The following is a 23,541-nucleotide window of genomic DNA, read 5'->3' on the forward strand; positions in this document are numbered from 1 at the left end:
TACACTTACTTCCACACCACAGCAGTGGCAACGGCAGCTCGGCCTTCCCTGCGTCCGGTGAATCCCAAGTGATCAGTTGTGGTTGCGGATACGGACACTGGCGCGCCCAAGATCTCGCTCATAACCCGCTCCGCTTCCTCGCGCCGCGGCCCCATCTTGGGGCTCTGCCCCACCAGCTGCACTGCACCGTTGCCAATGGTGAAACCATTGGCCTCAAGCAGTTCACGACACTCTCGGAGCAGGCGGGAGCCTGCTACGCCGTCGTACTCCTTGCGCCCTACCCCCACGAACGATCCCAAGTCCCCCAAGTTGGATGCGGACAGGAGGGCGTCGACAAGCGCGTGTGCGACAACATCGCCGTCGGAGTGCCCCTCACAACCGTCAACCCCCTCGAACTCCAGGCAGGCAATCCAACACGGCTTGCCAGCCTCAATCTGGTGGGCATCAGTGGCGATACCTACACGCGGAATAATGGGCTGGTTAGGGTTTGACATCTGGCACCTCAAAAATCGTTGGTTCGGCCTCATCCGTCACGGCTTTGGCCAGGGCGTAATCAATGGGAGTGGTGATCTTGAAGGCCATCGGGTCTCCCTGCACGCAGTGCACTGTCGCGCCGAACCACTCCATCAAACTGGCATCGTCTGTGGCCACAAAGTCTGGATCGTCCAACTCGAAGTACTTCTCATTGGCTTCCAGCAAGGCAGCCAAGCTGTACCCCTGCGGCGTCTGCACGGCGCGCAGGTCAGCGCGCGGCGGCGTGTGCTTCACTACGCCGTGGGCGTCCACCACCTTGATGGTATCTGCCACTGGGAGCACCGGAATCACAGCACGCTGGCCAGAAAGCACCGCGCGGGCAACGCGTGCGATCATCCCCGGCGGGGTAAGCGCACGCGCCGCGTCATGGATCAACACCACGGCATCCTCGGCATCAATAGCCTTCAAACCTGCATACACGCTATCCGCGCGTTCACCGCCACCGTGAACAAGGCGCACTGGGATCTCCGCGTTCAGCAGGTCCTCTTTCTCCAGAATCATGCGGGCGTAATCTTCCATGTCCGGACTGATCAGCACAATAACCTCATCCACCACGGCGGACGTAATCATCGCCTGAACGCTCCGCACCACCAGCGGGCGACCGCGCAATGGAACATAGCCCTTAGGAATATCAGCGCCCAGGCGTGTGCCCTGGCCAGCAGCCGCCACCAGCGCCACTACACGACGGGAAGTACCACTCACATTGCTACCTTTCATAGGAAAACGCCCCACACACCAAGCTTATTCTGGCGCACGGGGCGTTAAACAATTAAGGATTAATCCTCGTCATCATCGTCAAAGTTGAGATCGTCCAGATCGACATCCATATCGATGTCCTTCTTCTCTTCCTCTTTGTCTGGACCAGCAGCGCGGTGACGCTCGATGGTGTCATTGATCTCAGCAAGGAGCTTGTCAGCCTTCTCATCGTCCACATTCTCGGCCAATGCAAGCTCGCCAACGAGCACCTGACGTGCCTTAGCCAGCATGCGCTTCTCACCGGCAGACAAACCACGGCCCTGATCACGACGCCACAGGTCACGAACGACCTCTGCCACCTTGTTCACGTCACCAGAGGCCAAACGCTCCTGGTTAGCCTTGAAGCGGCGAGACCAGTTGCCAGCCTCTTCAACATCCGTCTCACGCAGGAAGCCGAAAACCTTGCGTAGGCCTTCATCACCCACGACGTCGCGCACGCCAACGAGCTCAGCATTCTTGGATGGAACGCGGACCACGAGATCAGACTGGTGGATTTGGAGAACCAAGTACTCCAAGGTCTTGCCACCCATCTCACGCTGTTCGATAGCCTCGATTACAGCCGCGCCGTGATGTGGGTAAACGACGGTATCGCCGACCTTGAATTCCATCTACACTCCTTGAAACAAATTTCAGTCAATCTCCGCCATTCTATCACGGACCCCACCTGCAGTGACGCCGTGGGCGGCGGGCAAACACTTTCCACCCCGAATCAGGCATCACGACACGAAAAAACAGCCAAGATCCAGTGTGAAACAGCACACCTTTTATGCAGTCGAATACCGGCGCCTTATTACACCACCATCCAAGCAACCCGCTTTCACCTGCACAGATTCAAAATGTGAAGCACAGACACCCAACTTGGTAACGGCGTTACTATGCGCCTAAAGATTCCCCCCGTTTGGAAAATTGAATCAACTATCAAGTGTGTGGACGGTAACGGAAGATACTAGAGTATAAAAAGAAAATCTGACTTGTTTTTGACCGATCTTGTAGTTTCGGGATCGGTACGATTACTCGCAGTCACATGAATTTTTAACCCCGAAGTTCTAAACCCGATGGAGGACGAACACGTGAAGTCCCTGAAGGCCACCGCTCGCCGTGGCGCGCTGATCTCTGTAGCCGCAGTTTCCGCACTGGCTCTGGCATCTTGCTCTGCCGGCCAGATTACTCAGACCTCTAGCCAGGTTGCTGCTGTTGACGGCGCTGAGGCTGCCACCGAGAGCAACACTGTAGTTGTTCGTGACGTAACCGTTCACGTGGACAAGGAAGGCCAGGCAGGCCTGAAGTTCGTTGCTGTTAACCAGGACAACACCAACAAGGACCACAACCTGCGTTCCGTTACCGTTGATGGCGAGACCGTAACCCTCAATGGTGATACCACCATCAAGTCCAACTGCTCCCTCGTTGCTGACCTGCAGGCTGAGCTGGATCGCTTCCCTCAGGCTGAAGCTGGCTGCATCAACTACGTTGCAACCTCTCTGCCCAACACCGGCCTGGCAGTTGGCGGCAACAAGGACGTTACCTTCAACTTCGATGACGGCGAGATCAACGTCGTTGCAACCATCTCCGAGCCAGTCTACGAGTCCGGCACCGTTGATCGTGTTGTTGGAGAGCGCTCCCACGACTCTCACTAATTCCTTTTTAAGGGGTTAAAAACTCTTCCAGATCGCTAAGGGGCGGTACCACGTGTGGTGCCGCCCCTTAACGCATCCCCGATGGCGGTGCGCGCAACGAGTGGTTTTTTGAGATTAATCTCAACTATCCGGCGGCCGTTTCACAAGGTTGTGAGGCTCAAGACTACCCATGTCTCAGCCATGGTCTAGTGTGTTGTCCATGGCAAAGAAAGTGCGAAGTATCCATAGCTGCAACGAGTGCGGCTACTCCTCCCCCAAGTGGCTTGGCCGCTGCCCTGAGTGTGGCGCGTGGGGGAGCATGGAGGAGAAAAAGCAGGCGGAAAAGGGTGGCGCTGCTACTGCCATCGCCACCGGAGTAGCACCCGCAGGCCTCGCCCCCACCTCACCCGCGCAGGCAATCACCCGCATTGATCCCGCTATAGCTACCGCGCTGACCACCGGCATCGGTGAGCTGGACCGCGTACTCGGCAAGGGCATTGTCCCCGGCTCTGTGGTTCTGCTCGCGGGCGAGCCTGGTGTGGGTAAATCCACCCTGCTGCTGGAGGTCGCAAGCAGGTGGGCGCAGCAGGCGGATGACAAAAACGCGGGCAAAAACCGCACGGCACTCTACATCACCGCGGAGGAGTCCGCTGGTCAGGTGCGCATGCGCGCGCAGAGGACTGACGCACTTCAGGAAACCCTCTTCCTGGCTTCTGAGTCCAATCTGGACGTCGTTTTTGGCCACGTTGATCAGCTGAAGCCAAGCCTTCTGATTGTGGACTCAGTACAAACCATGCACGCAGCGGGCGTGGAGGGCGTGGCTGGTGGCGTGGCACAGTCGCGCGCCGTGACAGCAGCACTGACCACCTTGGCCAAGAGCACGGGTATTCCCATTTTGCTGGTCGGTCACGTGACCAAGGACGGCAACGTGGCGGGCCCCCGTGTGCTCGAGCACTTGGTCGATGTTGTCTTGCACTTTGAGGGAGATCGTCACTCCAGCCTCCGCATGCTGCGCGGCATTAAGAACCGCTTTGGCGCTACTGATGAGGTGGGGTGTTTCGAACAGCAATCGGACGGTATCAAGGAGGTCCCTGATCCATCCGGGCTGTTCCTCTCCCATCGGGGCTCCACGCCGGACGGCACCGCTGTTACGGTGGCCATGGATGGGGTACGCCCGATCTTGGCCGAGGTGCAGTCGCTGGTGGTCCCCACGGAGTCAAAGAACCCGCGCCGCGCGGTCACGGGGTTGGACGCTACTAGGGTTCCCATGGTCCTGGCGGTCTTATCTGCGCGCGCTGGCCGACGCACCCACACCTCAGAGGTCTATGTGGCCACCGTCGGCGGCATGAAGGTTGGTGAGCCCGCCACTGACTTGGCGGTGGCGCTGGCCACCGCCAGCGCCATGGCTAAGAAGGCCCTCCCACCAAAGACCGTAGTGGTAGGCGAGGTTGGTCTCGCCGGCGAGATCAGGCGGGTCCCCAACCTCGAGCGCCGGCTCGCAGAAGCCGCACGGCTGGGATACAAGAAGGCCGTCATCCCGCAGGGTGATTACAAGCTCAGTGAGCTCCAGGGCATGAAGATTATGCAGGTAGCGGACATCCGCGAAGCCCTGTCTATCACCCTCAGCTAAGCAAAAGGGCCCAGCGTCAGCTGGGCCCTCGGGTGTGGACAGTAACGTAGCGTAGTTTTACCTGAGATTAAATGTTGCAGGCTGGGAAGCGTTGTTGCCCACCACGGTGTGGAGGTAGAAGCTACCCGGCTCTACTCGCTGGCGATCCTCGCACCGCTCCGGCGCCGAGGTGGTTCGAGACCACGTTGCCTGGTAGAAACGCTCTTCCCCTGGCGGAATGGTCTGCTCGCCTTCTCCCACGGAGTCGTTGCAGTCAATGTCTGCCCACATGCGCTCATTGCTGGTGAGGTTGTACACCTCAAAGCGTGGGGTGGCCTCAGTGAAGTCAATAATGCAGTCCACCGCAGTTGGGTTCTCAATGGTCATGTAGAACGTTGGCAGAATGCCCTCGCCGTAGTTTGGCTGGTCCGTGCGAGCACTGACTACCAAGTCATCAATGGTGCAGGAGTCCTTAGGTTTCGCTGAGGTGGTCTTTTCCGCCGCCGACTTCTCCGCCGGCTTTGCCGCAGACGACGGAGCTGGCTTGGCTTCCGATGTGACCTCGGACGTAGTTACCTCGGCCGGCTTTGAGGTGGTGGTTTCTGCTACTTGGGCCGTGTTTTCCTCATTGTTTCCACCGAGGGAACTGAGAATCCACACCAGCAGAAGGGCAAGCACCACGAGCACTACCACGGCCGCTGCACGGCGGCGTTGGTAGTACACCTGCTGCGGATGCCGGCGGCCGGCAGAACCAGGTTTATTGTTCTTTGAGTTAGTGTCCACGAACTCCAGCCTAAAACAGCCCGCGGATACATTAAGGGAGCTTAACCGGTGTGTCTAACACGGAAATAAGCTCCCTTGAATGCCCTTTTTTAAGGTTAAATGCCGTACGTCCTCACGGTCTGGACCTTGCCGTCAGACAGGCAGTAGCGGGCAGATACCAAAGCGGTGGTGCCTTCTTCTACCTTCTTCTTGATCCGAGAAGACAGCCACATAATCTTCTGACCAACGGCGTCAGCGTGGTAGCGCTCGTAGGAATCCGTGTGGTTCTTACCCTTGGAGCGCGCCTCCAGAATCGATGGGGTGATCTGCTCAACGATGGTGCGCTGGTGGCCCGTTGGGACTTCGCCCTCGCCGTTGAGCACATCAGTTGCTGCGCGAACCGCGCCGCAGCTTTCGTGGCCGAGGACCACAACCACCTCAACGCCTAGGCTCAGCACGGCGTATTCGAGGCTGGCCATGACGCCGGAGTCAACGATCTCGCCTGCAGTACGGATAACAAAGATGTCACCCAGGCCAGCGTCAAACAGAATTTCGGCTGGGACGCGGGAGTCACCACAGGTAAAGACGCACACTCGTGGGGTTTGACCCTTGGTGAGTTCAGCGCGGCGCTGGGCGTCTTGATTTGGACGAAGTGGCTTACCTTCTGCGAAGCGCTGGTTACCTTCCAGCAGTGCTTCCCACACTAGCTTTGGGTTGCGCTCTGTAATTCTATGCATGGTTTTATTGTCGCACCTTCACTTGTGAAGTCTCCTAATTTGTGACATTTATTGCCCGAATAAGGGGTAAATATCCCCAGATGAAAACAACAATCGTCTACACATTCAGCGGGAAAGCTTTGGATATTCGGGGGCAGTGGCCGAGTAGGCAAACAATGCAGGAGTGCGGATACAATGAGCACCAACTATGAGCGATCTTTCTACTGCCCCGGTGAACCCAAGCACAGATGCTGAGCGCGCGGAGTTCTCCGCAGTCATTACCCCCGCATTGCTTAAGTTCTACGCGGATAACGCCCGCACAATTGTGTGGCGGACACCTGAAACGTCCGCGTGGGGTGTGCTTCTCAGCGAGGTCATGAGTCAACAGACGCCCGTGAAGAGGGTGGAGCCGTCATGGATTGAGTGGATGCACACGTGGCCCACGCCAGCGCATCTCGCGGCTGCGGATACCGCGGATGTGTTACGCGCATGGGGCAAACTCGGATATCCCCGGCGCGCACTGCGGCTCAAGGAGTGCGCGCAGGCGATTGTGGATAAGCATGGTGGTGAGGTCCCGGAATCCGTGCCGGCGCTGCTGGCGTTGCCCGGTATTGGGGATTACACGGCCCGGGCAGTTGCGGCCTTTGCTTACCGCCAGCGGGTGCCGGTGGTGGATACCAACGTGCGCAGAACCTACGGGCGCTTGGTGGACGGCAAGTTTTTGCCACCCGCCGCTTCTAAGCGTGAGCTGGCGCTGGTGGAGTCCATGCTGCCTGAGTCCCCAGAGGTGGCCGCGCAGTGGTCGGTTGCGATCATGGAGCTGGGCGCTTTGGTGTGCACTACCAAGCCGGATTGTGCTTCTTGTCCGCTTATCGACGCCTGCACGTGGCAGCGCCTGGGGCGCCCCGCGCCCAGCGAGGCCGAACAAGATAAGGCACGCAAACGCGTGCAGAAGTTTGCCGGTACAGATCGCCAGGTACGCGGCAAGATCATGGCTGTACTGCGTGACGCCACGTCACCGGTGGCGATGCCTGATATTGAGGCGGTGTGGCCGCAGGATCCGGCCCAGCTGTCGCGGGCCCTGTTCTCGCTGCTGGAGGATGGCTTAGCCATACAGGATGCGAACGGCCACGTGGCGTTGCCGTAGTTGTTACTTCTTCCAGCGCCCGCGGTAGCTCAACCCTCCGGGAAGGTTGACCCACAGGCCGCCGCGGGAGTTGAGGGTGAGCGGGCCAATCTTGGTGGATAGGGATGCGCCGGAGCCGGAGAAGTTGATCCAGCTGTTTTTGCCTAATTTTTTGCGGTTGCGGAACTGAATTCCCATAGCCGTCCTTTTTGTGTTTTGTACTGGGTTTCGACATTCGATCGTACAGGATCTAGCCACCCCCTTCTGCGCCAAATAGTAATCTGGGTCACATTTAGGGCGGCTTTTGGTTTATACTCGGTCACACTGTTTGTTCACCAAACCTAAGAAAGTATGGCCATGAAGCTCACTTCTCTGTCAAAAGTCACCGCCGCCGTCGCGGCCTCCGCATTGTCATTGTCCCTGGCAACGGCCCCAGCTTCCGCGCAGTCCAGCCTGCCACCATCAGCCGCCGAGGCCTTTGTGTCTACCCCAACTGACCCGGCCCAGTTCGGCGCTCCCGGCACCGTGCTGAAGCGCACCCCTGCACCGCAGCTGCTCAACATCCTCGGCCCAGACCTCCCCGGCTACGCAGAGAAGCTTCTTTTCACCACAACCAACCAGCACGGTGAGAAGGTCAAGGCCACCGGCATGGTGATTCAGCCTGCCGTCAAGTGGCAGGGCAAGGGACCAACACCTACGGTGGTGGTGACTCCGGGTACCCGCGGCCAGGCCGATAAATGCGCAGCCAGCCGCAGCTTCTGGAACATTCCGGAACTGGGCACTGATCCTATTTCCGCCGTCAACAGGTATGAGGGAACTATCGCCCAGGCACTGGCCCTGAAGGGCATCCGTGTATTCATCGTGGACTTCATCGGCTTGGGAACCCCAGGTGTGCATACCTACATGAACCGCGATGACCAGGCGCACGCCACGTTGGACGGTGCGCGCGCGGCACTCGCGGCATCTGGCGCCGCACCTGATTCCCCTGTGGCATTCACCGGCTACTCACAGGGCGGCGGTGCTGCTGTCGCAGCGGGTGAGGCCGCTTCGACGTACGCCCCCGAGCTCAACGTCAAGGGCACGGCAGCTGGCGCGCCACCTGCTGACCTCATTGCTACCCTGCCCCAGGTCGACGGCTCCGCAATCTTTGGCGTTTTTGGATACGCACTCAACGGCTTGGTGGAGCGGTACCCAGAAATGCGCGCAGCGGTGGACGATCACCTCAACGCGCGGGGTAAGCAATTCTTGGCGGACAACCGCAACAGCTGCGTTGGAGAAAGCATTGCTAAGTGGGGTTTCCAGAAGTCCAGTAGCTTGACCAAGACTGGCGAATCCTTCAAGGATCTTATCCAGCGCGACGAGCGCTTCAGGAACCCCGTTGCGGATCAGCGCCTTGGTCTCAAGGACCTCAACGCACCGCTGGTGGTGTACCAGAACCGCACCGATGACATCATCCCATTTGCTCAGGCCAAGCAGATGGCTAAGGATTTCTGCGAAAACACTGATCAGCCGGTGTACTTCCACGAGTTCAACTACCAGGGCATTGATCCATCCAAGAAGGCCGTCATTGGCCACGCAGCGCCGCTGCCGGAGATGTTCCTAGGGGCGGCGAACTGGCTGCAGGGCCGCTTCAACGGCACCACTGCGCCAGACAACTGCGCCAAACTCTAACCTTTGGGCCGAAAATCGCCAATAAAGCTGGCGGTTTCGGCCGCAAAGGTGAAAGTTTCGCGCCTTAGAGAAGATCCTTGAGCATCGGATCAGCGATCTTCAAGGCCGCTTCGCGTGCTTCCGCGGCCGTCCAGGATGCCAACGCGTAAGCGGCCATTTGCTGGCACGTGGTGAAATCATGGACACGCAGCGCTGCACGTACTGCCTGCACCTTGGTGGGCGCCATGGACAGCGAGGACACGCCCAGGCCCACCAGCACCAGCGCCAGCAGTGGGTCACCGCCAGCCTCACCGCATACGCCAATGTGCTTCCCCGTTGCCTCGCCACCGTCGCAGGCTGCTTTGATCATGGAGAGCACGGCTGGCTGCCATGGGCTCAGGAGATGAGAAAGCTCACCCTGCATGCGGTCGGCCGCCATAGTGTATTGGCTCAGGTCATTGGTGCCAATGGAGGCGAAGTCCGCAATTGACAGCACCTGGTGCGCGCGGATGGCTGATGCCGGAGTCTCAATCATGATGCCCACCTTGGGCAGGCCGCAGGCTTTGGCCTTGTCTACGAACCAGTGTGTCTCCTCCACGGTTGCCACCATGGGAGCCATGACCCACAAGTCCGCGCCGGTCGCGCGCTGCGCGGATGCGAGCGCTTCCAGCTGGGTGGTGAGCAGGTCTTCACGCGCCTGGGATAGGCGCAGGCCGCGGCGCCCAAGCGCCGGGTTTTCTTCCTCGCCCAGGTCAGCGAAGCTCAACGGCTTATCGGCACCTGCGTCCACGGTGCGTACTACCACGCGGCGGTCACCAAACGCAGTGAGCACCTCGGTGTAGGTGGTGGTCTGTTCTTCTAGGCTCGGAGCACTGTCTCGATCCAGGAACAGGAACTCGGTTCGGAACAGGCCGGAGCCCTCCACATCGCAGTCAGCAGCCTTGTGTGCGTCTGCCGCCGTGCCAATGTTGGCGAGGAGCTTGACCTTTCGCCCGTCGCGAGTTTCACCGGCGCCGGTGGAGCCAGCCAGAGCTTTCTCCCGGCGCTGCGCCCTCTCCTCGAGTGCGGCTACGTCGTCGTCGGTGGGGTTAATGATGACCTCACCCACTCCTCCATCGAGGGCGAGTTGAGTCCCGTTGGCCACCTTGTCCAGAATGCCTGCGGCCTTCACCACCGCGGGGATTCCCAGCTGTGAAGCCAGAATTGCGGTGTGGCTGGTAGGACCACCAGCCGCGGTGATGATGCCTAGGGCATAGGCTGGATCCAGCGTTGCGGTTTCCGCAGGCGCTAGGTCATGGGCCACGATGATGGCCGGCCGATCCAGCTGCGGGATGCCCGGTTCCGGTACGCCTCGCAGGCGGGAGATGGCGCGGTCACGGATGTCGTACAAATCTGTGACGCGCTCGGCCATATATTCGCCGATCTTGCGTAGCTTGTTGGCATACACCTCCACAGCGTCATGCACGGACTGCGTTACGCCGGTGCCTTTCTTCAGCTCCTTGACCACGGCTTTAAGCAGGCCACGGTCACCCGCCAGCTGCGCGGTGGCCTCTAGGATGGGCTTGCTGGCAGCGGGGGCGGTGGCGGCGCGGGCGGTGAGCCCGGCTACCACCTGCGCCAAAGCGTCCTGCACCCGGGCCTTGTCTGCGTCTACGTCTACGCAGGCAGGCTCGGTGGTGTCAACACCAATAGCTGGGCGAACAGTGGCCACGGGGCCGGCGGCGTTACCAATGGAGACGCCGATTCCGTGTAGTACTTCCCTGTTTTCACTCATTGGTCTAGGCGTCCAGATCGGACTCAATGAGACGTACTACCTCATCAAGCGCGGCCTGGGCCTCAGGGGAGTCCTCGTCTACGGAGACCTCTACGGTATCGCCGTGCTCGGCGCCGAGGGACATGATCTCGAGCGCGGAGGCTGCGTCAGCTTCCTCGCCGTCGAAGGTGAGGGTGATTTCGAAGTCATCGTATTCTGCAGCAGCTGCGGCGAGGGTTGCGGCAGGGCGAGCGTGCAGGCCAACGGAGGATGCAACGGTTGCGGTACGGTTCAACATGATATGTAGGTTCCTTAATTTCTATAGTTGGTTGCTCAGACGAGCAATGTGTAGTGCTAGGTAGGCCACCTCGTCGTCAGAGAGCACTTGGTCAAAGCGCAGTTCGATGATGGTGGCAAGTGTGCGGGCGCACTCCGCGGCATCGGGGTAGCTGGCCATGATGGCCTCACCCACCGCGGTGTGCTCGCCGTCTAGTTGGTTGGTGTTTTGGAGCCGGACAAACAGGTAACGCAGGTGAGTGATGAACCTGCCCACGGACACCTCGCTGGTGTCTAGCTCCCGCTTGTAAAAGCCACCCACAATGGAGAGGATCTGCTGGATCAGCCCGGTCATGGTGTAGGTGTAGGACAGGTCGCCGGAGGTAAAACCCGCGTTGACTAGGTGGAGGGTTAACGCCACCACTTCTTGCTCAGGCAGTGGCACATCGAGGCGGGCGTTGACGGCGGCGAATAGACTGCCTGCTAGGGCAAAATCCTCGGCGTAGAGGTGTTGGACTTCTGCTTTGAGTGGGTACTCGATGAAGTTGCCGTGTTGGGCTCGGTCTATTGCGGCGCTGATGTGGTCCGCGAGAGCTACCACCAGGGTGAGTTTTTCCTGGCGCTCGGCCTCCACGCCGGATTCTGCCAGTGATTCGGTGACGATGCGGATGTAGCGTCCTGGGATCTCAGCCAGCATTGCGGCTAGGTGGTCTGGGTCGCGGCCGTCGGCGGGCACGAACACCTTGCCAATCTTGTCAGCATCAACTTGTTGGCCTTGCTTGGCTTGGAAGCCAATGCCGCGGCCGGTGACAATCACTTCCCTGTCACCTTGGCGGGCGAGCACCACGTTGTTGTTGAATACCCTCAGGATCTTCATGCGCTGGTCACCTCCTCACGTGTTTGTGGTTCGTTACAAGGTTACTTATCTACGCTCAGCACGGCCACGCCGGTGTGAGCTGTGCCATCAGCAATGCGCTCCACGTTGGCCAGTTGCTTGGAGTTGGTCACGGTCATGACCACGGTGGTGTCGTAACCCGCCTGGCGGACAGCGGCGAAGTCCACGTTCACCAGAGCCTCACCGGCGGTGATCCGCTGCTTCTTCTCCACGGCTGGGGCGAATCCTTCACCCTTCATCTTGACCGTGTCGATGCCCACGTGCACGAGGATCTCCACTCCGTCATCGGTCTTGATGCCGTAAGCGTGCCCCGTCTTAGCCACGGTGGCAACGGTGCCAGTCACCGGCGCAACCACGGTCTCTACGCCCGCGTTGTCACGAGGAACAATTCCCAGCCCGTAGCCCAGGGCGCCGGATGAGAACACGGGATCCTTGATCTCCTGCATGTCCACGATCGCGCCAGCGATCGGAGCGGCCACGGTTGAATCTGAGTTCTTGTCGACGTCGGCAGGCGCCGCACCAACCCCCGCTTCCTGCTCCTTTTCGGCCTCCTTGGCCTCCTGAGCAGCGCGTGCGCGCTGCAGTGCCTCGGCCTTTTCTTCCGGCGTGCGGTAGTCAGTGACGGCAATAAGCACCATTGGGATGATGAACGCCACGGCGATGGCGATCACGTAAACCCAGATTGGCTGGAACACGATGGTGGTAAGCAGAGAGGTGAAAACGAATGCGTCCGTCTTGACGCCGCCGTCAGCCATGCCCAGCTGGGTCAGTAGGGCGATGGTCAAACCACCGGCGAAGCAGCCAACCAGCATGCGTGGGTAGATCTTCTTGAAGCGGAGGTGGATACCGTACAGGGAAGGCTCGGAGATACCTCCGAACAGGCCAGCTGCCAGTGCAGACGCGGAGGTCTGGCGCATCTCAGGATCGCGGTCACGCATGGACACGATCAGCACACCAGCGGTAGCGCCGAAGCAGGCGAAGTTCCACGCACCCATTGGGCCCTGGATGAAGTCATAGCCCAAGGTCTGAATGTTGACCAGCATCAAAGCGTTCAGCGGCCAGTGCAGACCAAGTGGCACCAGGAATGGGTAGAGCATTGGGATAGCGATGGCGAAAATGAACGGAACGTTGTCATTCATCCACGACAATCCGGTGCCGATAGTGTTACCCATCCACACGCCGGCTGGGCCAATCAGGAAGGCCGTCACGGGGATCATGATGGCGAGGGTGAAGAACGGTACGAACACCATATGAACGGCAGAAGGAATGATCTTCTGGAAGCCCTTGTACACCAGCGCAGCAACAACAGCCATCATCAGCGGAACAAAGACGTTGCCGCCGTAGCCCTGCAGCAGCATGGTCATGCCAAAGATAGAAATGGAGCAGGTCTCAGTGCCTAGCGCCTCATTGGTGGTGCAGGTTGCAGCCACGTTCTCGCTGAGTCCCATGAAATCTGGGGTAAGCAGGGCAAACATGATTGCGCCGGTGACCCACGGGTCAATGCGCAGCTTCTTGCCCGCGTTGTAGGCGACCATGACTGGCAGGAAGTAGAACACGCTGTTCCACATCGCATCCACAAACAGCCAGGATGCTGGCTTCTCCTCCGCGCGGAAGTCCTGCACGCCAAAAGCGTCCATCACAGCAGCGAATGCAATGATCAACGACGCACCCAGCAGAACGCCAAGGATAGGGCGGAAGGAGTCAGACAGGTACTCGAAGAAGGCGTCCATCCATGGGAGCTTGCCTTGAGCCTTAGCGCGCTGCTCGGCCTTCACATCATCGTTGCTGCGAACGGCGCTTTCGGTGGAACGCATTTCCGGCAGGTTCTGCATAGCGTTGTACACGTTGGCGACGTCGCCGCCAATCACAACCTGATAGTGGTTCCCGCCCTGCGGAACAGCACCCATGACCTTGGGAATGGAGTCCAGCGCTTGCTTATCCACGCGGCTAGAATCCGCCAGCTCAAACCGCAGTCGCGTAGCGCAGTGGGTCATGGAAACGATATTGGATGGACCGCCAATGCCCGCCAAGATCTCCTCAGCGGTGGTGGTCAACGCCTGAGCCATGATCGTTGCCCCTTTCTCGTGTTCGGGCTGTGATTCTTTCCCAGAAATGACAAAAGACCTGAGGCTGAAGTGCTCACTACACACGTGTAATGAACATTCAGCCTCAGGTCTTGCCTCAAAGAAAGAGTAACAACCCTGAAGTTGTTGTAGATACCTTTAACCCTAAACCGATTCAGCGTGATGTTCAACCACAAACGCTTCATCAGTGACTAGTTTCATATCCCACGCCGCACTACTGACGCCGCTAGCAAAAGAAGGGAGGACACGGTGTAGCCCGTGTCCTCCCTTACAGGAAGTTGTAATTACTTCTCTTCCTCAGGAACCTCAACGCCCTCATCAGCTGCATCGATGACAGCCTGCTGAGCGTCCTGCACGTCCTCGGATTCCTCACCAAGGTCAGGCAGTGGCTTTGGTGATGGGGTGAAGGTGAAGGACGCCTTATCGGTTTCCTTAGACTCTCCATCCCAGTCAGCAACATCGACGGTGACCACGTCACCGGAGCCGACCTCACCGAAGAGGATCTTCTCAGACAGAACGTCCTCGATCTCACGCTGGATGGTACGGCGCAGTGGACGAGCACCTAGGACTGGATCGAAGCCACGCTTAGCCAGGAGGTTCTTAGCCTTCTCGGTGAGCTCGATGTCCATGTCCTTCAGCTTCATCGCCTTAGCAACGCGGCCAATGAGTAGGTCCACCATCTCCACGATCTGCTCCTGGGTGAGCTGATGGAAGACCACGATGTCATCGATACGGTTCAAGAACTCAGGGCGGAAGTGCTTCTTCAGCTCATCGTGCACCTTGTTCTTCATGCGCTCGTACTGGCCATCGGCGTCCTGCTCCCCGACGGAGCTGAAGCCCATACCCACGGCCTTGGAAATGTCCTGCGTACCGAGGTTGGAGGTGAAGATCAGAACGGTGTTCTTGAAGTCCACCACGCGGCCCTGGCCGTCAGTGAGGCGACCATCTTCGAGCACCTGGAGCAAGGTGTTGTAAATCTCCTTGTGTGCCTTCTCGATCTCGTCGAAAAGAACAACAGAGAACGGCTTGCGGCGAACCTTCTCAGTCAGCTGGCCACCCTCCTCATAGCCCACGTATCCCGGAGGCGCACCGAACAGACGAGATGCGGTGAAACGATCGTGGAACTCGCCCATGTCGATCTGAATCAGAGCATCATCCTCACCGAAGAGGAACTCAGCCAGCGCCTTGGACAGCTCGGTCTTACCAACACCGGACGGACCAGCGAAGATGAAGGAGCCGGATGGGCGTCGTGGGTCCTTGAGGCCAGCGCGGGTACGGCGGATCGCGCGGGAGACGGACTTGACTGCGTCTTCCTGACCGATGATGCGCTTGTGCAGCTCTTCTTCCATCTTGAGCAGACGAGAAGACTCTTCCTCAGTGAGCTTGAATACAGGGATGCCGGTCCAGTTACCCAGAACCTCAGCAATCTGCTCCTCGCCTACCTCAGCAATGTCCTCCAGCTCGCCGGAACGCCACTGCTTTTCCTTCTCGGCGCGCTCCTCGTTCAGCTGACGCTCCTTGTCGCGCAGACCTGCTGCCTTCTCAAAGTCCTGGTTGTCGATCGCAGCTTCCTTTTCCTTACGGACTTCAGCGATGCGATCATCAACCTCGCGGATAGAGTCAGGTGCGGTCATGCGCTTGATGCGCATGCGGGCGCCCGCCTCGTCAATCAAGTCAACCGCCTTATCTGGCAGGAATCGGTCATTGATGTAGCGATCAGATAGTTGAGCCGCTGCCGTCAAAGCACCATCGGTGATGGAGACGCGGTGGTGAGCCTCGTAACGGTCACGCAGACCCTTCAGGATTTCCACGGTGAGCTCAACGGACGGCTCTGGAACCTGCACAGGCTGGAAGCGGCGCTCCAACGCGGCGTCCTTTTCAATGTGCTTGCGGTACTCGTCCAAAGTGGTTGCACCAATGGTCTGCAGCTCGCCGCGAGCAAGCTTTGGCTTCAGCAGGGAGGCTGCATCGATGGCACCCTCTGCGGCACCAGCGCCCACCAGGGTGTGGATCTCATCAATGAAGAGGATGATGTCACCGCGCTGGTTGATCTCCTTGAGAACCTTCTTCAGGCGCTCCTCAAAGTCACCGCGGTAGCGGGAACCCGCAACCAAGGAACCAAGGTCCAAGGAGTACAGCTGCTTGTCCTTCAAGGTCTCAGGGACCTTGCCGTTGACAATATCCAGTGCCAGACCCTCAACAACTGCGGTCTTACCCACACCAGGCTCACCAATAAGAACAGGGTTGTTCTTGGTGCGACGTGACAGCACCTGCATAATGCGTTCGATCTCTTGCTCACGACCGACCACTGGATCCAGCTTGCCCTCCTTGGCAGCCTGGGTCAGGTTGCGGCCGAACTGGTCTAGGACCAGAGAGTTGGAGCGATCACCAGCACCGCCGGAGCGTCCACCACGGCCACCACCGAGGCCGGAGCCGGATGGGTTGCCACCGGTACCAGCACCAACTGGGCCGTTGTTGGCATCGTTTTCAGGGTTGTCCTGGCCGCCCTCGTAACCGGAGAGAAGCTGGATAACCTGCTGGCGTACGCGTGGCAGGTCAGCGCCAAGCTTAACCAGAACCTGAGCAGCTACGCCCTCACCCTCACGAATGAGGCCGAGCAGAAGGAATTCAGTACCAATGTACTTGTGGCCCATCTGCAGGCCCTCACGCAGGGAAAGCTCAAGCACCTTCTTGGCGCGCGGAGTAAATGGAATGTGGCCCACTGGTGGCTCAGAGCCGTGGCCAATAATCTCTTCTACCTCTTGGCGCACTGCCTCAAGGGAGATGCCCATGGACTCGAGGGCCTTGGCAGCAACGCCTTCACCCTCATGGATAAGGCCGAGCAGGATGTGCTCGGTGCCGATGTAATTATGGTTAAGCCCACGCGCCTCTTCCTGTGCAAGGACGATGACGCGACGAGCACGATCGGTAAACCGCTCGAACATGTGACACCTCTAGCTAATAGTTAAGTTTGTTTCAGTTTCACCCACTCTAACGCGCGCATGAGACCTTTCATTGCCCGATCCGCCCTTACCAGTAGCGAACCACCCCACAAAGCACTGTATTTGCGCAGGTTAATGGCCATTATTGGAGCTGTACGCCGGTAGCGAACAGCGCCCAGATAAGCGTTGTTCACGGGGTGGACGCGTCGCGCGCGGCGCGGAGGTATACCGCCCGCATCCACTGCGTTTCTTTTTCCAGATCCAGCTGCATTGGCCCAGATACGAAAAAAGGCGCAGGTGGAGCCGTTAAAACTAGCCCAACCTGCGCACTCAGTGATCCTTACACGGGATCAGAGGAATGCGTCGTGCGCACCTTTGGTTTATCCAGTTTCACCAGTGGGCTCACCAGGATGCCCAGGGCCGCGAAGGCCATGCCCAAAAGGAACGCGGAGGCCGCGCCGGAGGCGGTGGCGTCGGAAAGCACCTCACCTGCGGACTGCTTGCTGTTGAGGGTGAAGGTCATGGCCGCAACGAGCAGCGCGGTGCCGGTGGCGCCAGCCAGCTGCTGAAGGGTGTTGAGGATTGCGGAACCGTGACCGTAGAGGTTTTGTGGAAGCCCGCCCAGCGCCGTGGTCATCAGCGGAGTCATTGCCAGGGCAAGGCCGATGGCCAGAACAGCGAACAGAACCGCAACAACAAAGACCGCGCCGGAGACGCCAAAGTATTCCTTGCCGTCCCACGCGTGGATGTCGCGGGATACCCACCACATTCCGGTGACGCCCAGGAAGATGATGATGGAGCCCGGGATCAACAGCGGGCGAGGGCCAACCTTGTCATAAATACGACCAACGAATGGCGCGGCCAGACCCTGCAGCAGACCGCCTGGCATCACCGCAAGGCCGGACACAACTGGTGCGGCCATCAGGGCGTTCTGCAGCAAGATTGGAATGACGGTAACCAGGCCAATGAACAGGCCGAACATGACTAGCATCGCAATGATGGAGTAGCGGAAGCTTGGAACCTTGAAGGTACGCAGATCCAGAAGGGATCGGTCTTCCTTGACAAGCTTCAGCTGGCGCATCACAAAAACAATCAAGGCAATGACACCGATGACACCAACGGCGAGCACCACAAAGTTGCCTTGTTCCAGCGCCTTCTCAAAGGAACCCAGTGCGTACACCAGACCGCCGAACGCAATCACGGAAAGCACCACCGAGATGAAGTCCAGCGGGATAACGCGCTGCTCACCAATGTTGGATACCAGCTTCAGGCCCGCGATGAGCGCGATGGCTACCAGCGGGATCATAAACCAGAACAGGAAGTGCCAGGTGAAGTGCTGAAGAATAACGCCAGACAGTGTTGGTCCGAGCGCTGGCGCCACCGCAATCACGATCGAAATCAGACCCATGATGGAACCGCGTCGCTTTGGCGGGACGACGGTCATCGCTGTGGTCATCAACAGAGGCAACACCAGCGCCGTGCCGGCCGCCTGCAGCACACGGCCACCGAGCAGCACCGGGAAGGCCGGGGCAATGGCCGCCACCAAGGTGCCGGCCAAGAACACACCCAGGGCCGCGGTAAAGATCTGGCGGGTGCTAAAGCGCTGCAGCAAGTAGCCCGTGGTTGGGATGACCACAGCCATGGTGAGCAGGAAACCGGTGGTCAGCCACTGTGCGGTGGAGGTTTCAATCTGAAAGTCCTCCATGATGGACGGCAGTGCCGTGGATAGCACTGTCTCATTCAGAATCATGATGGTAGCTGCTGCAATGAGGACTACAAGCACCATCTTGGACTCAGTTGACAGAACCTCAGGCGCGTCTTTGCTTGCCTTCTTGTCATTTTCTTCGCTCGGCCCAATCATCGCATCCCTCTTCCTCAACTCTGATTCAAAAACTAGAAAATACTATCCCTTTTCATTAATTTTTCCCAATAATACGGATACCGGTGCCCGCTATAGCGAGGTCACCACCCACCTCCCCCGCCTTGCCGTCACTGGTTATCCACAGCTTTTTTGTTGAAACGTCAACAACTTGCGAGTTATCCACAGGAATTGTGAGGGATACGTGATCGGGGCTTGCCCGATCCTTACGCTGATGCCCATGGATATCATGAGCACGCTGCGCACTATCGACAGGCAAGGGATCGCCTTGATCAGGCAGGCCCATGGCCTGCCCAGGCATAGATTCCCCAAAATCCTCAGCACCGGCGATATCAAGACCCTCACCCAATTGGGCAAGGTCCTCTTCGGCCGCACCAAGTTCACCTCGCGGCAACGCGTGGTGGTTGAGCTGGCGGAAACCAACCAGCACGCGTGGACTACGCTCGCCATCATTAACAAGCACGCCCGCACACTCCCCAACGAAAAAGACCGCTGGAGAGTATGGAACCAGCTGGTGAGCATGACAGCATCAGACAAAGAGATCAACGCAGTGGGCAAGAAACTGGTACAGGAATTGGCTGAGCCTGCCCCACCCAGGGCCATTTCCCACACTTTCACCTCCGGCCCTGACGGCATGACGCGGGGCACCTACGTCATCCCCACGGACCAATTCCACGCAACGCGCGCCCAGTACCAAGACAACGTAGACAAAGAAAAGACGTTCCGTGAGGGAGAAGGCGAAGCGTTCTTGAAATTCCTCCAGGGCCAAAGCGCAGTCGATGACACCGAAGACGGTGCGCCAACCCGTAAAACCCCGCGCACCATCCTCGTGATCACCGCCAGCATCAGTGCCGCTACCCAGGTGATCAAAGGTAAAGGCAACCACCTGACCTTTGGCTGCTCCGACGGCACCGTCATCACCGGCCAACAGCTGCTCAACCAGCTCGAGTTCTGCGAAATCATGGCCGGGCTATTCCACGAAACCCTAGGACCTATTGAGCTACACCGATTCTCCCGAACCGCCAACCTGCCCATGAAAATCCTAGCCACCGCAGAAACCATGTGCTGCGCCACCCCAGGTTGCGGCATGCCCGCTGAACGCACCCAGATCCACCACATCGTTGCGTGGAAAAACGGTGGCGAAACCAACCAAAGTAACACCACGCTTCTCTGTGCTCGATGCAACGGAAGAAACGATGATGATCCCGATAAACCCCTCCACGGCCGCATCATTCGCCATAACGGCAAACCCATGAAACTAGGCACGTGGAAAGGCGCCCAGCCCCAGATCAACACCCACCCACGCGCCATGTACGGAGCCATGCACATCTTGAAAGAAGAAGACCGCTTGATCTAAGCCCGTAACGCACAACAGCCGTTGAACCATGGTGGTCCAACGGCTAGAAGTGCTGCCTAAAAGTCCCCTGTCCCGCCCTCACCGCACAAGCTACGCCAGTTCCCAGTATCGCGGTAGTGAGTTATACCCAATAATGCCTTTCGGCATGTGCCCATGTACACCATGCAGGTGAGAGGAGTGCTGTGAAGAGAGTCGAACCCTTCTGCCTTTTCTCACCACCAAGGCGCCATGATCCTCACCTAATCAAACCGAGGTGAGCCGGTCTGATACTCGGCCGAACACAGCGTGGCTTCCGTGCAGTTACCAACTTTGGCTAGCTAGTTTGCAGCTCGGTGGACCAGTTCAGCTGCTGGATTCGGGTATCCAGCAGGCGGTAGTCCTTTGCTGCCTGATCTGCTTTAGCGCGCAGATCGCTCACGTCCACGGTAGAGACGTACTTGATCTCGGAACGGGAAAACCGGTCTTGGCGGGTGCCGGCGGCATCAGCCAAGTTGGTGTAGAAGCGGCGACGCTGCAGGGCAACATCGCGCTTAGCAATTGCATCGGTAAGCGTGAGCTCATCATCGAACATGGTGGCGGTGTTCGTCGCATTGATGCGGCGGATCAGGTCCTCCACCTTGGTGTAGAGCACGGCAACCTCATCCAGCAATTCTTGGGGATCCTCGTCCGGAACGTCACCTTCTTGGATTCGGGCAACCGCCTTCAGCCGTTCCGTCAGGCGTAGCAGCCTGTTCTGTGCCTCGGCGCGCTCTGCTAGAGCTTCCGCAAGTAACATGTGGTCACACACCTCCTCTGTGTTGTTCTTTTCCTCCAGTTCTACCACCTACACAGCAAAAAATGCTCCCCATCCGTAGTGGATGAGGAGCAATGTGCACGCTTTAGCCCTTTTGTTCTGGCTTCACAATTGGGAACAGAACGGTCTCGCGGATGCCCAGGCCGGTGATCGCCATGAGCAGGCGGTCGATGCCCATGCCAGCGCCGCCTGTAGGAGGCATACCCTGTTCCATGGCCGCGAGGAATTCTTCATCCAAAACCATGGCCTCGTCATCGCCGTTAGCAGCCAGTCGAGCTTGGTCCTCGAAACGCTCGCGCTGGATCACTGGGTCGACCAGCTCGGAGTAGCCGGTTGCCAGCTCGAAGCCGCGCACGTAGAGGTCCCACTTCTCCACCACGCCAGGAAGCTCGCGGTGATCGCGGGTCAGCGGGGAGGTCTCTACTGGGAAGTGCTTGACAAAGATTGGGCCCTCCAGCTGGTCCTCGCACAGGACCTCCCAGATTTCCTCAACCAGCTTGCCGTGGCCCCAGCCGCCGTCCTTAGGAACGTCAAGGCCTACTACCTTGGCGAGCTCCTTGAGCTCGTCGACGGTGGAGTCCACCGTGACCTCAGGCTGGCCTGGGAACTTGCGGGCCAGTGCCTCGTTAAGAGATGGGTACATTTCGATCTCTGGCCACTCGTCGCCACCAAGGTCGTACTGGGTGCCGTCGGCAAGCGTGACGGTGGTGGAGCCAGCAACGGCTACTGCTACGGCCTGGATTGCCTCACGGATGGTCTTGGCAATGGTGTTGTAGTCACCGTATGCGTCATAGATCTCCAGCATCGCGAACTCAGGGGAGTGGGACTTGTCAATGCCCTCGTTGCGGAAGTTGCGGTTGATCTCGAATACCTTGTCAATGCCGCCCACAACGGCGCGCTTCAGGAATAGCTCTGGCGCGATGCGCAGGTAGAGGTCAATGTCCAGCGCGTTGGAGTGCGTCACGAATGGTCGCGCTGCCGCACCGCCGTGCAAGGTCTGCAGCATTGGGGTCTCGATCTCGTTGAAGCCCTCATCTTCTAGGTGGCGGCGCAGCGCGCGGATGGCCTTGATGCGAGTCATGGCGTTCTTGCGGGCGTCTTCACGAACGATCAGATCGTTGTAGCGCTGGCGCACGCGGGTGTCCTCGGCCATGTCGGCGAAAGCCACTGGCAGTGGGCGAAGCGCCTTGGACGCCATCTGCCACATCTGCGCCATGACGGAGAGCTCGCCGCGCTTAGATGCAATGACCTTGCCGCGGATGGAAACGATGTCGCCCAAGTCCACATCGGACTTCCAGGCGGCCAGAGCTTCCTCACCCACGACGGCAAGGGACAGCATTGCCTGAACCTGGGTGCCGTTGCCCTCTTGGATGGCGGCGAAGCACAGCTTACCGGTGTTGCGTACGAAGATGACGCGACCAGCGATGGCAACCTCTACCTCGGTCTCATCGCCGGCACGGAGGTAGGTAACGCCCTCGTCACCTGCAGGTTCCTCACCCTCAGGGACAACAACGAACTTTTTGCGCAGCTCAGAAATGGTGATGGTGCGGTCAACGGAGACAGGGTAAGCCTGGCCGCCGTTGTCAATCAGCTTCTGGCGCTTCTCACGACGGATGCGCAGCTGCTCAGGTACGTCATTTGCTGGGGTCTTCTTCTGATCAGTCACGGTGAATAAGAATACGCCATCGAGGGCAAAAATCGAACTGAAATGCACCACCCTTGAAAAGTGATATCACTTTAAGTTAAAGTGATATCAGATTATCTCCCCTGCCCCAGCAGCCCGCACGAAAGGAAAAGATCATGGCCCCCACCAACGGACCATCCCCATCCCCTGAACCAACACACGCGAAAGCGGATGCCTCCACCCCAGTCGGCCACGAGGGCGCACGCGTGACCGTGACGGAAAAAACCGCATGGACAGGAGGCGCAGGCTTGGGCGTGGCAGCCCTTCTTGGCTCGCTCATTCTTATCACCCTTGGCGTATGGGGATTCATCTACGGTGGCTTCCAACTCGACGCCGGCAACTCCACCGGCGCCCTGTGCATGATCGGCGGCGTCGTCGCCGCCATTGCCTCCGTCATCTTGGTGGCCATGGTCCGCATCACCTCACCAGGCCATACCCACGTGGTTCAGTTCTTTGGGCGCTATCTGGGCACCAACCGCCGCACTGGTCTCTCCATCATCCCGCCGCTGGCCACCAGCAAGAAAACTTCCGTCCGCGTGCGCAACTTTGAAACCAGCGCGCTCAAGGTCAATGATCTCAACGGCAACCCCATCATGATTGGCGCCATCGTGGTCTGGCAGATCGCAGACACGGCGAAGGCAACCTTTGCCGTGGAGGATGTTGAGGAGTTCATCCACTCCCAAGCCGAATCCGCGTTGCGCCACGTGGCTACCACTCACCCGTATGACGGCGGCACCGCCCACAACCCATCCCTGTCTGGATCCACCGGCCTCGTTTCTGATGAGATCGCCGCTGAAGTGGCAGCCCGCGTTGAGGTTGCTGGCGTGGAGATCATTGAAACCCGCATTTCGTCTCTCTCTTACGCGCCAGAAATCGCCCAGGCCATGCTGCAGCGTCAGCAAGCGTCCGCGATTGTGGATGCGCGCGAGACCATCGTGGACGGCGCTGTCTCCATGGTCGAGTCCGCACTGGAGCAGCTGGAGCGCAAGGATATCGTGGATCTTGATCCAGAGCGCCGCGCGGCGATGGTGTCCAACCTCCTGGTTGTCTTGTGCTCAGACAACAACGCCACCCCTACGATCAACACAGGCAGCCTCTACACCTAGAATTGA

The 23,541-nt window shown here is 58.8% G+C and carries 20 protein-coding genes; 6 read left to right on the top strand and 14 right to left on the bottom strand.

Going from position 1 to position 23,541, the window contains the following annotated elements:
• Window positions 1–5: 5 nt before the first annotated feature.
• The 3 genes from ispF to ACXM2N_RS10085 form a co-directional block, all read right to left on the bottom strand.
• The gene (gene ispF / locus ACXM2N_RS10075; RefSeq protein WP_458488322.1) at window positions 6–494 is read right to left on the bottom strand and encodes a 2-C-methyl-D-erythritol 2,4-cyclodiphosphate synthase; all 489 of its coding nucleotides are present in this window, start codon (window positions 492–494) and stop codon (window positions 6–8) included.
• Complete coding sequence (ispD, locus tag ACXM2N_RS10080) at window positions 481–1,236, bottom strand: 2-C-methyl-D-erythritol 4-phosphate cytidylyltransferase (protein WP_458488324.1); 756 nt, start codon at window positions 1,234–1,236, stop codon at window positions 481–483. Before ispD ends, ispF begins: the two co-directional genes overlap by 14 nt.
• A gap of 74 nt (window positions 1,237–1,310) precedes the next feature.
• Window positions 1,311–1,898 (bottom strand): CarD family transcriptional regulator, encoded by a 588-nt coding sequence (locus tag ACXM2N_RS10085; RefSeq protein ID WP_458488326.1) that lies wholly within the window; start codon window positions 1,896–1,898, stop codon window positions 1,311–1,313.
• Window positions 1,899–2,345: 447 nt separating this feature from the next.
• On the opposite strand from ACXM2N_RS10085, the gene ACXM2N_RS10090 reads away from it, so the two are divergent.
• On the top strand, window positions 2,346–2,924 hold the full coding sequence (locus ACXM2N_RS10090) for a hypothetical protein (protein ID WP_458488328.1): 579 nt from the start codon (window positions 2,346–2,348) through the stop codon (window positions 2,922–2,924).
• A 199-nt stretch (window positions 2,925–3,123) separates the two neighbouring features.
• Window positions 3,124–4,533, top strand: a complete 1,410-nt coding sequence (gene radA, locus ACXM2N_RS10095) for a DNA repair protein RadA (protein ID WP_458488330.1) — start codon at window positions 3,124–3,126, stop codon at window positions 4,531–4,533.
• Between the two features lie 57 nt (window positions 4,534–4,590).
• On the opposite strand, the gene ACXM2N_RS10100 is transcribed toward radA, so the two are convergent.
• Together ACXM2N_RS10100 and ACXM2N_RS10105 are read right to left on the bottom strand one after the other, a co-directional pair.
• Window positions 4,591–5,295: a hypothetical protein gene (locus tag ACXM2N_RS10100; RefSeq protein WP_458488332.1), complete on the bottom strand. Its 705-nt coding sequence runs from the start codon at window positions 5,293–5,295 to the stop codon at window positions 4,591–4,593.
• 95 nt (window positions 5,296–5,390) lie between these two features.
• On the bottom strand, window positions 5,391–6,011 hold the full coding sequence (locus ACXM2N_RS10105) for a carbonic anhydrase (RefSeq protein WP_458488334.1): 621 nt from the start codon (window positions 6,009–6,011) through the stop codon (window positions 5,391–5,393).
• A 187-nt stretch (window positions 6,012–6,198) separates the two neighbouring features.
• Here ACXM2N_RS10105 and ACXM2N_RS10110 point away from each other — a divergent pair, with 187 nt between their 5' ends.
• Window positions 6,199–7,137: an A/G-specific adenine glycosylase gene (locus ACXM2N_RS10110; protein ID WP_458488336.1), complete on the top strand. Its 939-nt coding sequence runs from the start codon at window positions 6,199–6,201 to the stop codon at window positions 7,135–7,137.
• Between the two features lie 3 nt (window positions 7,138–7,140).
• On the opposite strand, the gene ACXM2N_RS10115 is transcribed toward ACXM2N_RS10110, so the two are convergent.
• The gene (locus tag ACXM2N_RS10115) at window positions 7,141–7,314 is read right to left on the bottom strand and encodes a DUF4236 domain-containing protein (protein WP_458488338.1); all 174 of its coding nucleotides are present in this window, start codon (window positions 7,312–7,314) and stop codon (window positions 7,141–7,143) included.
• 159 nt (window positions 7,315–7,473) lie between these two features.
• On the opposite strand from ACXM2N_RS10115, the gene ACXM2N_RS10120 reads away from it, so the two are divergent.
• On the top strand, window positions 7,474–8,787 hold the full coding sequence (locus ACXM2N_RS10120; RefSeq protein WP_458488340.1) for an alpha/beta fold hydrolase: 1,314 nt from the start codon (window positions 7,474–7,476) through the stop codon (window positions 8,785–8,787).
• A gap of 64 nt (window positions 8,788–8,851) precedes the next feature.
• On the opposite strand, the gene ptsP is transcribed toward ACXM2N_RS10120, so the two are convergent.
• The 6 genes from ptsP to ACXM2N_RS10150 form a co-directional block, all read right to left on the bottom strand.
• Window positions 8,852–10,540 carry a phosphoenolpyruvate--protein phosphotransferase gene (gene ptsP / locus ACXM2N_RS10125; RefSeq protein WP_458488342.1) on the bottom strand — a complete coding sequence of 563 codons (1,689 nt, stop codon included), beginning with the start codon at window positions 10,538–10,540 and terminating at the stop codon, window positions 8,852–8,854.
• A gap of 4 nt (window positions 10,541–10,544) precedes the next feature.
• Entirely contained in the window at window positions 10,545–10,817 is a 273-nt protein-coding gene (locus tag ACXM2N_RS10130; protein WP_458488344.1) for an HPr family phosphocarrier protein, read from the bottom strand.
• A gap of 21 nt (window positions 10,818–10,838) precedes the next feature.
• On the bottom strand, window positions 10,839–11,672 hold the full coding sequence (locus tag ACXM2N_RS10135; RefSeq protein WP_458488346.1) for a PRD domain-containing protein: 834 nt from the start codon (window positions 11,670–11,672) through the stop codon (window positions 10,839–10,841).
• A gap of 41 nt (window positions 11,673–11,713) precedes the next feature.
• Window positions 11,714–13,759: a glucose PTS transporter subunit IIA gene (locus tag ACXM2N_RS10140; RefSeq protein ID WP_458491132.1), complete on the bottom strand. Its 2,046-nt coding sequence runs from the start codon at window positions 13,757–13,759 to the stop codon at window positions 11,714–11,716.
• Window positions 13,760–14,058: 299 nt separating this feature from the next.
• Entirely contained in the window at window positions 14,059–16,719 is a 2,661-nt protein-coding gene (locus ACXM2N_RS10145) for an ATP-dependent Clp protease ATP-binding subunit (RefSeq protein WP_458488348.1), read from the bottom strand.
• Window positions 16,720–17,056: 337 nt separating this feature from the next.
• Complete coding sequence (locus ACXM2N_RS10150; protein ID WP_458488350.1) at window positions 17,057–18,577, bottom strand: MDR family MFS transporter; 1,521 nt, start codon at window positions 18,575–18,577, stop codon at window positions 17,057–17,059.
• 238 nt (window positions 18,578–18,815) lie between these two features.
• On the opposite strand from ACXM2N_RS10150, the gene ACXM2N_RS10155 reads away from it, so the two are divergent.
• Window positions 18,816–19,952, top strand: coding sequence for an HNH endonuclease signature motif containing protein (locus ACXM2N_RS10155; RefSeq protein WP_458488352.1), 1,137 nt, complete (start codon window positions 18,816–18,818; stop codon window positions 19,950–19,952).
• Between the two features lie 313 nt (window positions 19,953–20,265).
• Here ACXM2N_RS10155 and ACXM2N_RS10160 read toward each other — a convergent pair whose 3' ends face one another.
• Together ACXM2N_RS10160 and lysS are read right to left on the bottom strand one after the other, a co-directional pair.
• On the bottom strand, window positions 20,266–20,727 hold the full coding sequence (locus ACXM2N_RS10160; RefSeq protein ID WP_458488354.1) for a DIP1984 family protein: 462 nt from the start codon (window positions 20,725–20,727) through the stop codon (window positions 20,266–20,268).
• A 103-nt stretch (window positions 20,728–20,830) separates the two neighbouring features.
• The gene (gene lysS, locus ACXM2N_RS10165) at window positions 20,831–22,411 is read right to left on the bottom strand and encodes a lysine--tRNA ligase (protein ID WP_458488356.1); all 1,581 of its coding nucleotides are present in this window, start codon (window positions 22,409–22,411) and stop codon (window positions 20,831–20,833) included.
• 134 nt (window positions 22,412–22,545) lie between these two features.
• On the opposite strand from lysS, the gene ACXM2N_RS10170 reads away from it, so the two are divergent.
• The gene (locus ACXM2N_RS10170) at window positions 22,546–23,535 is read left to right on the top strand and encodes an SPFH domain-containing protein (RefSeq protein ID WP_458488358.1); all 990 of its coding nucleotides are present in this window, start codon (window positions 22,546–22,548) and stop codon (window positions 23,533–23,535) included.
• The last annotated feature ends 6 nt before the right edge of the window (window positions 23,536–23,541 follow it).

It is taken from the genome of Corynebacterium sp. ZY180755 (assembly GCF_054331495.1).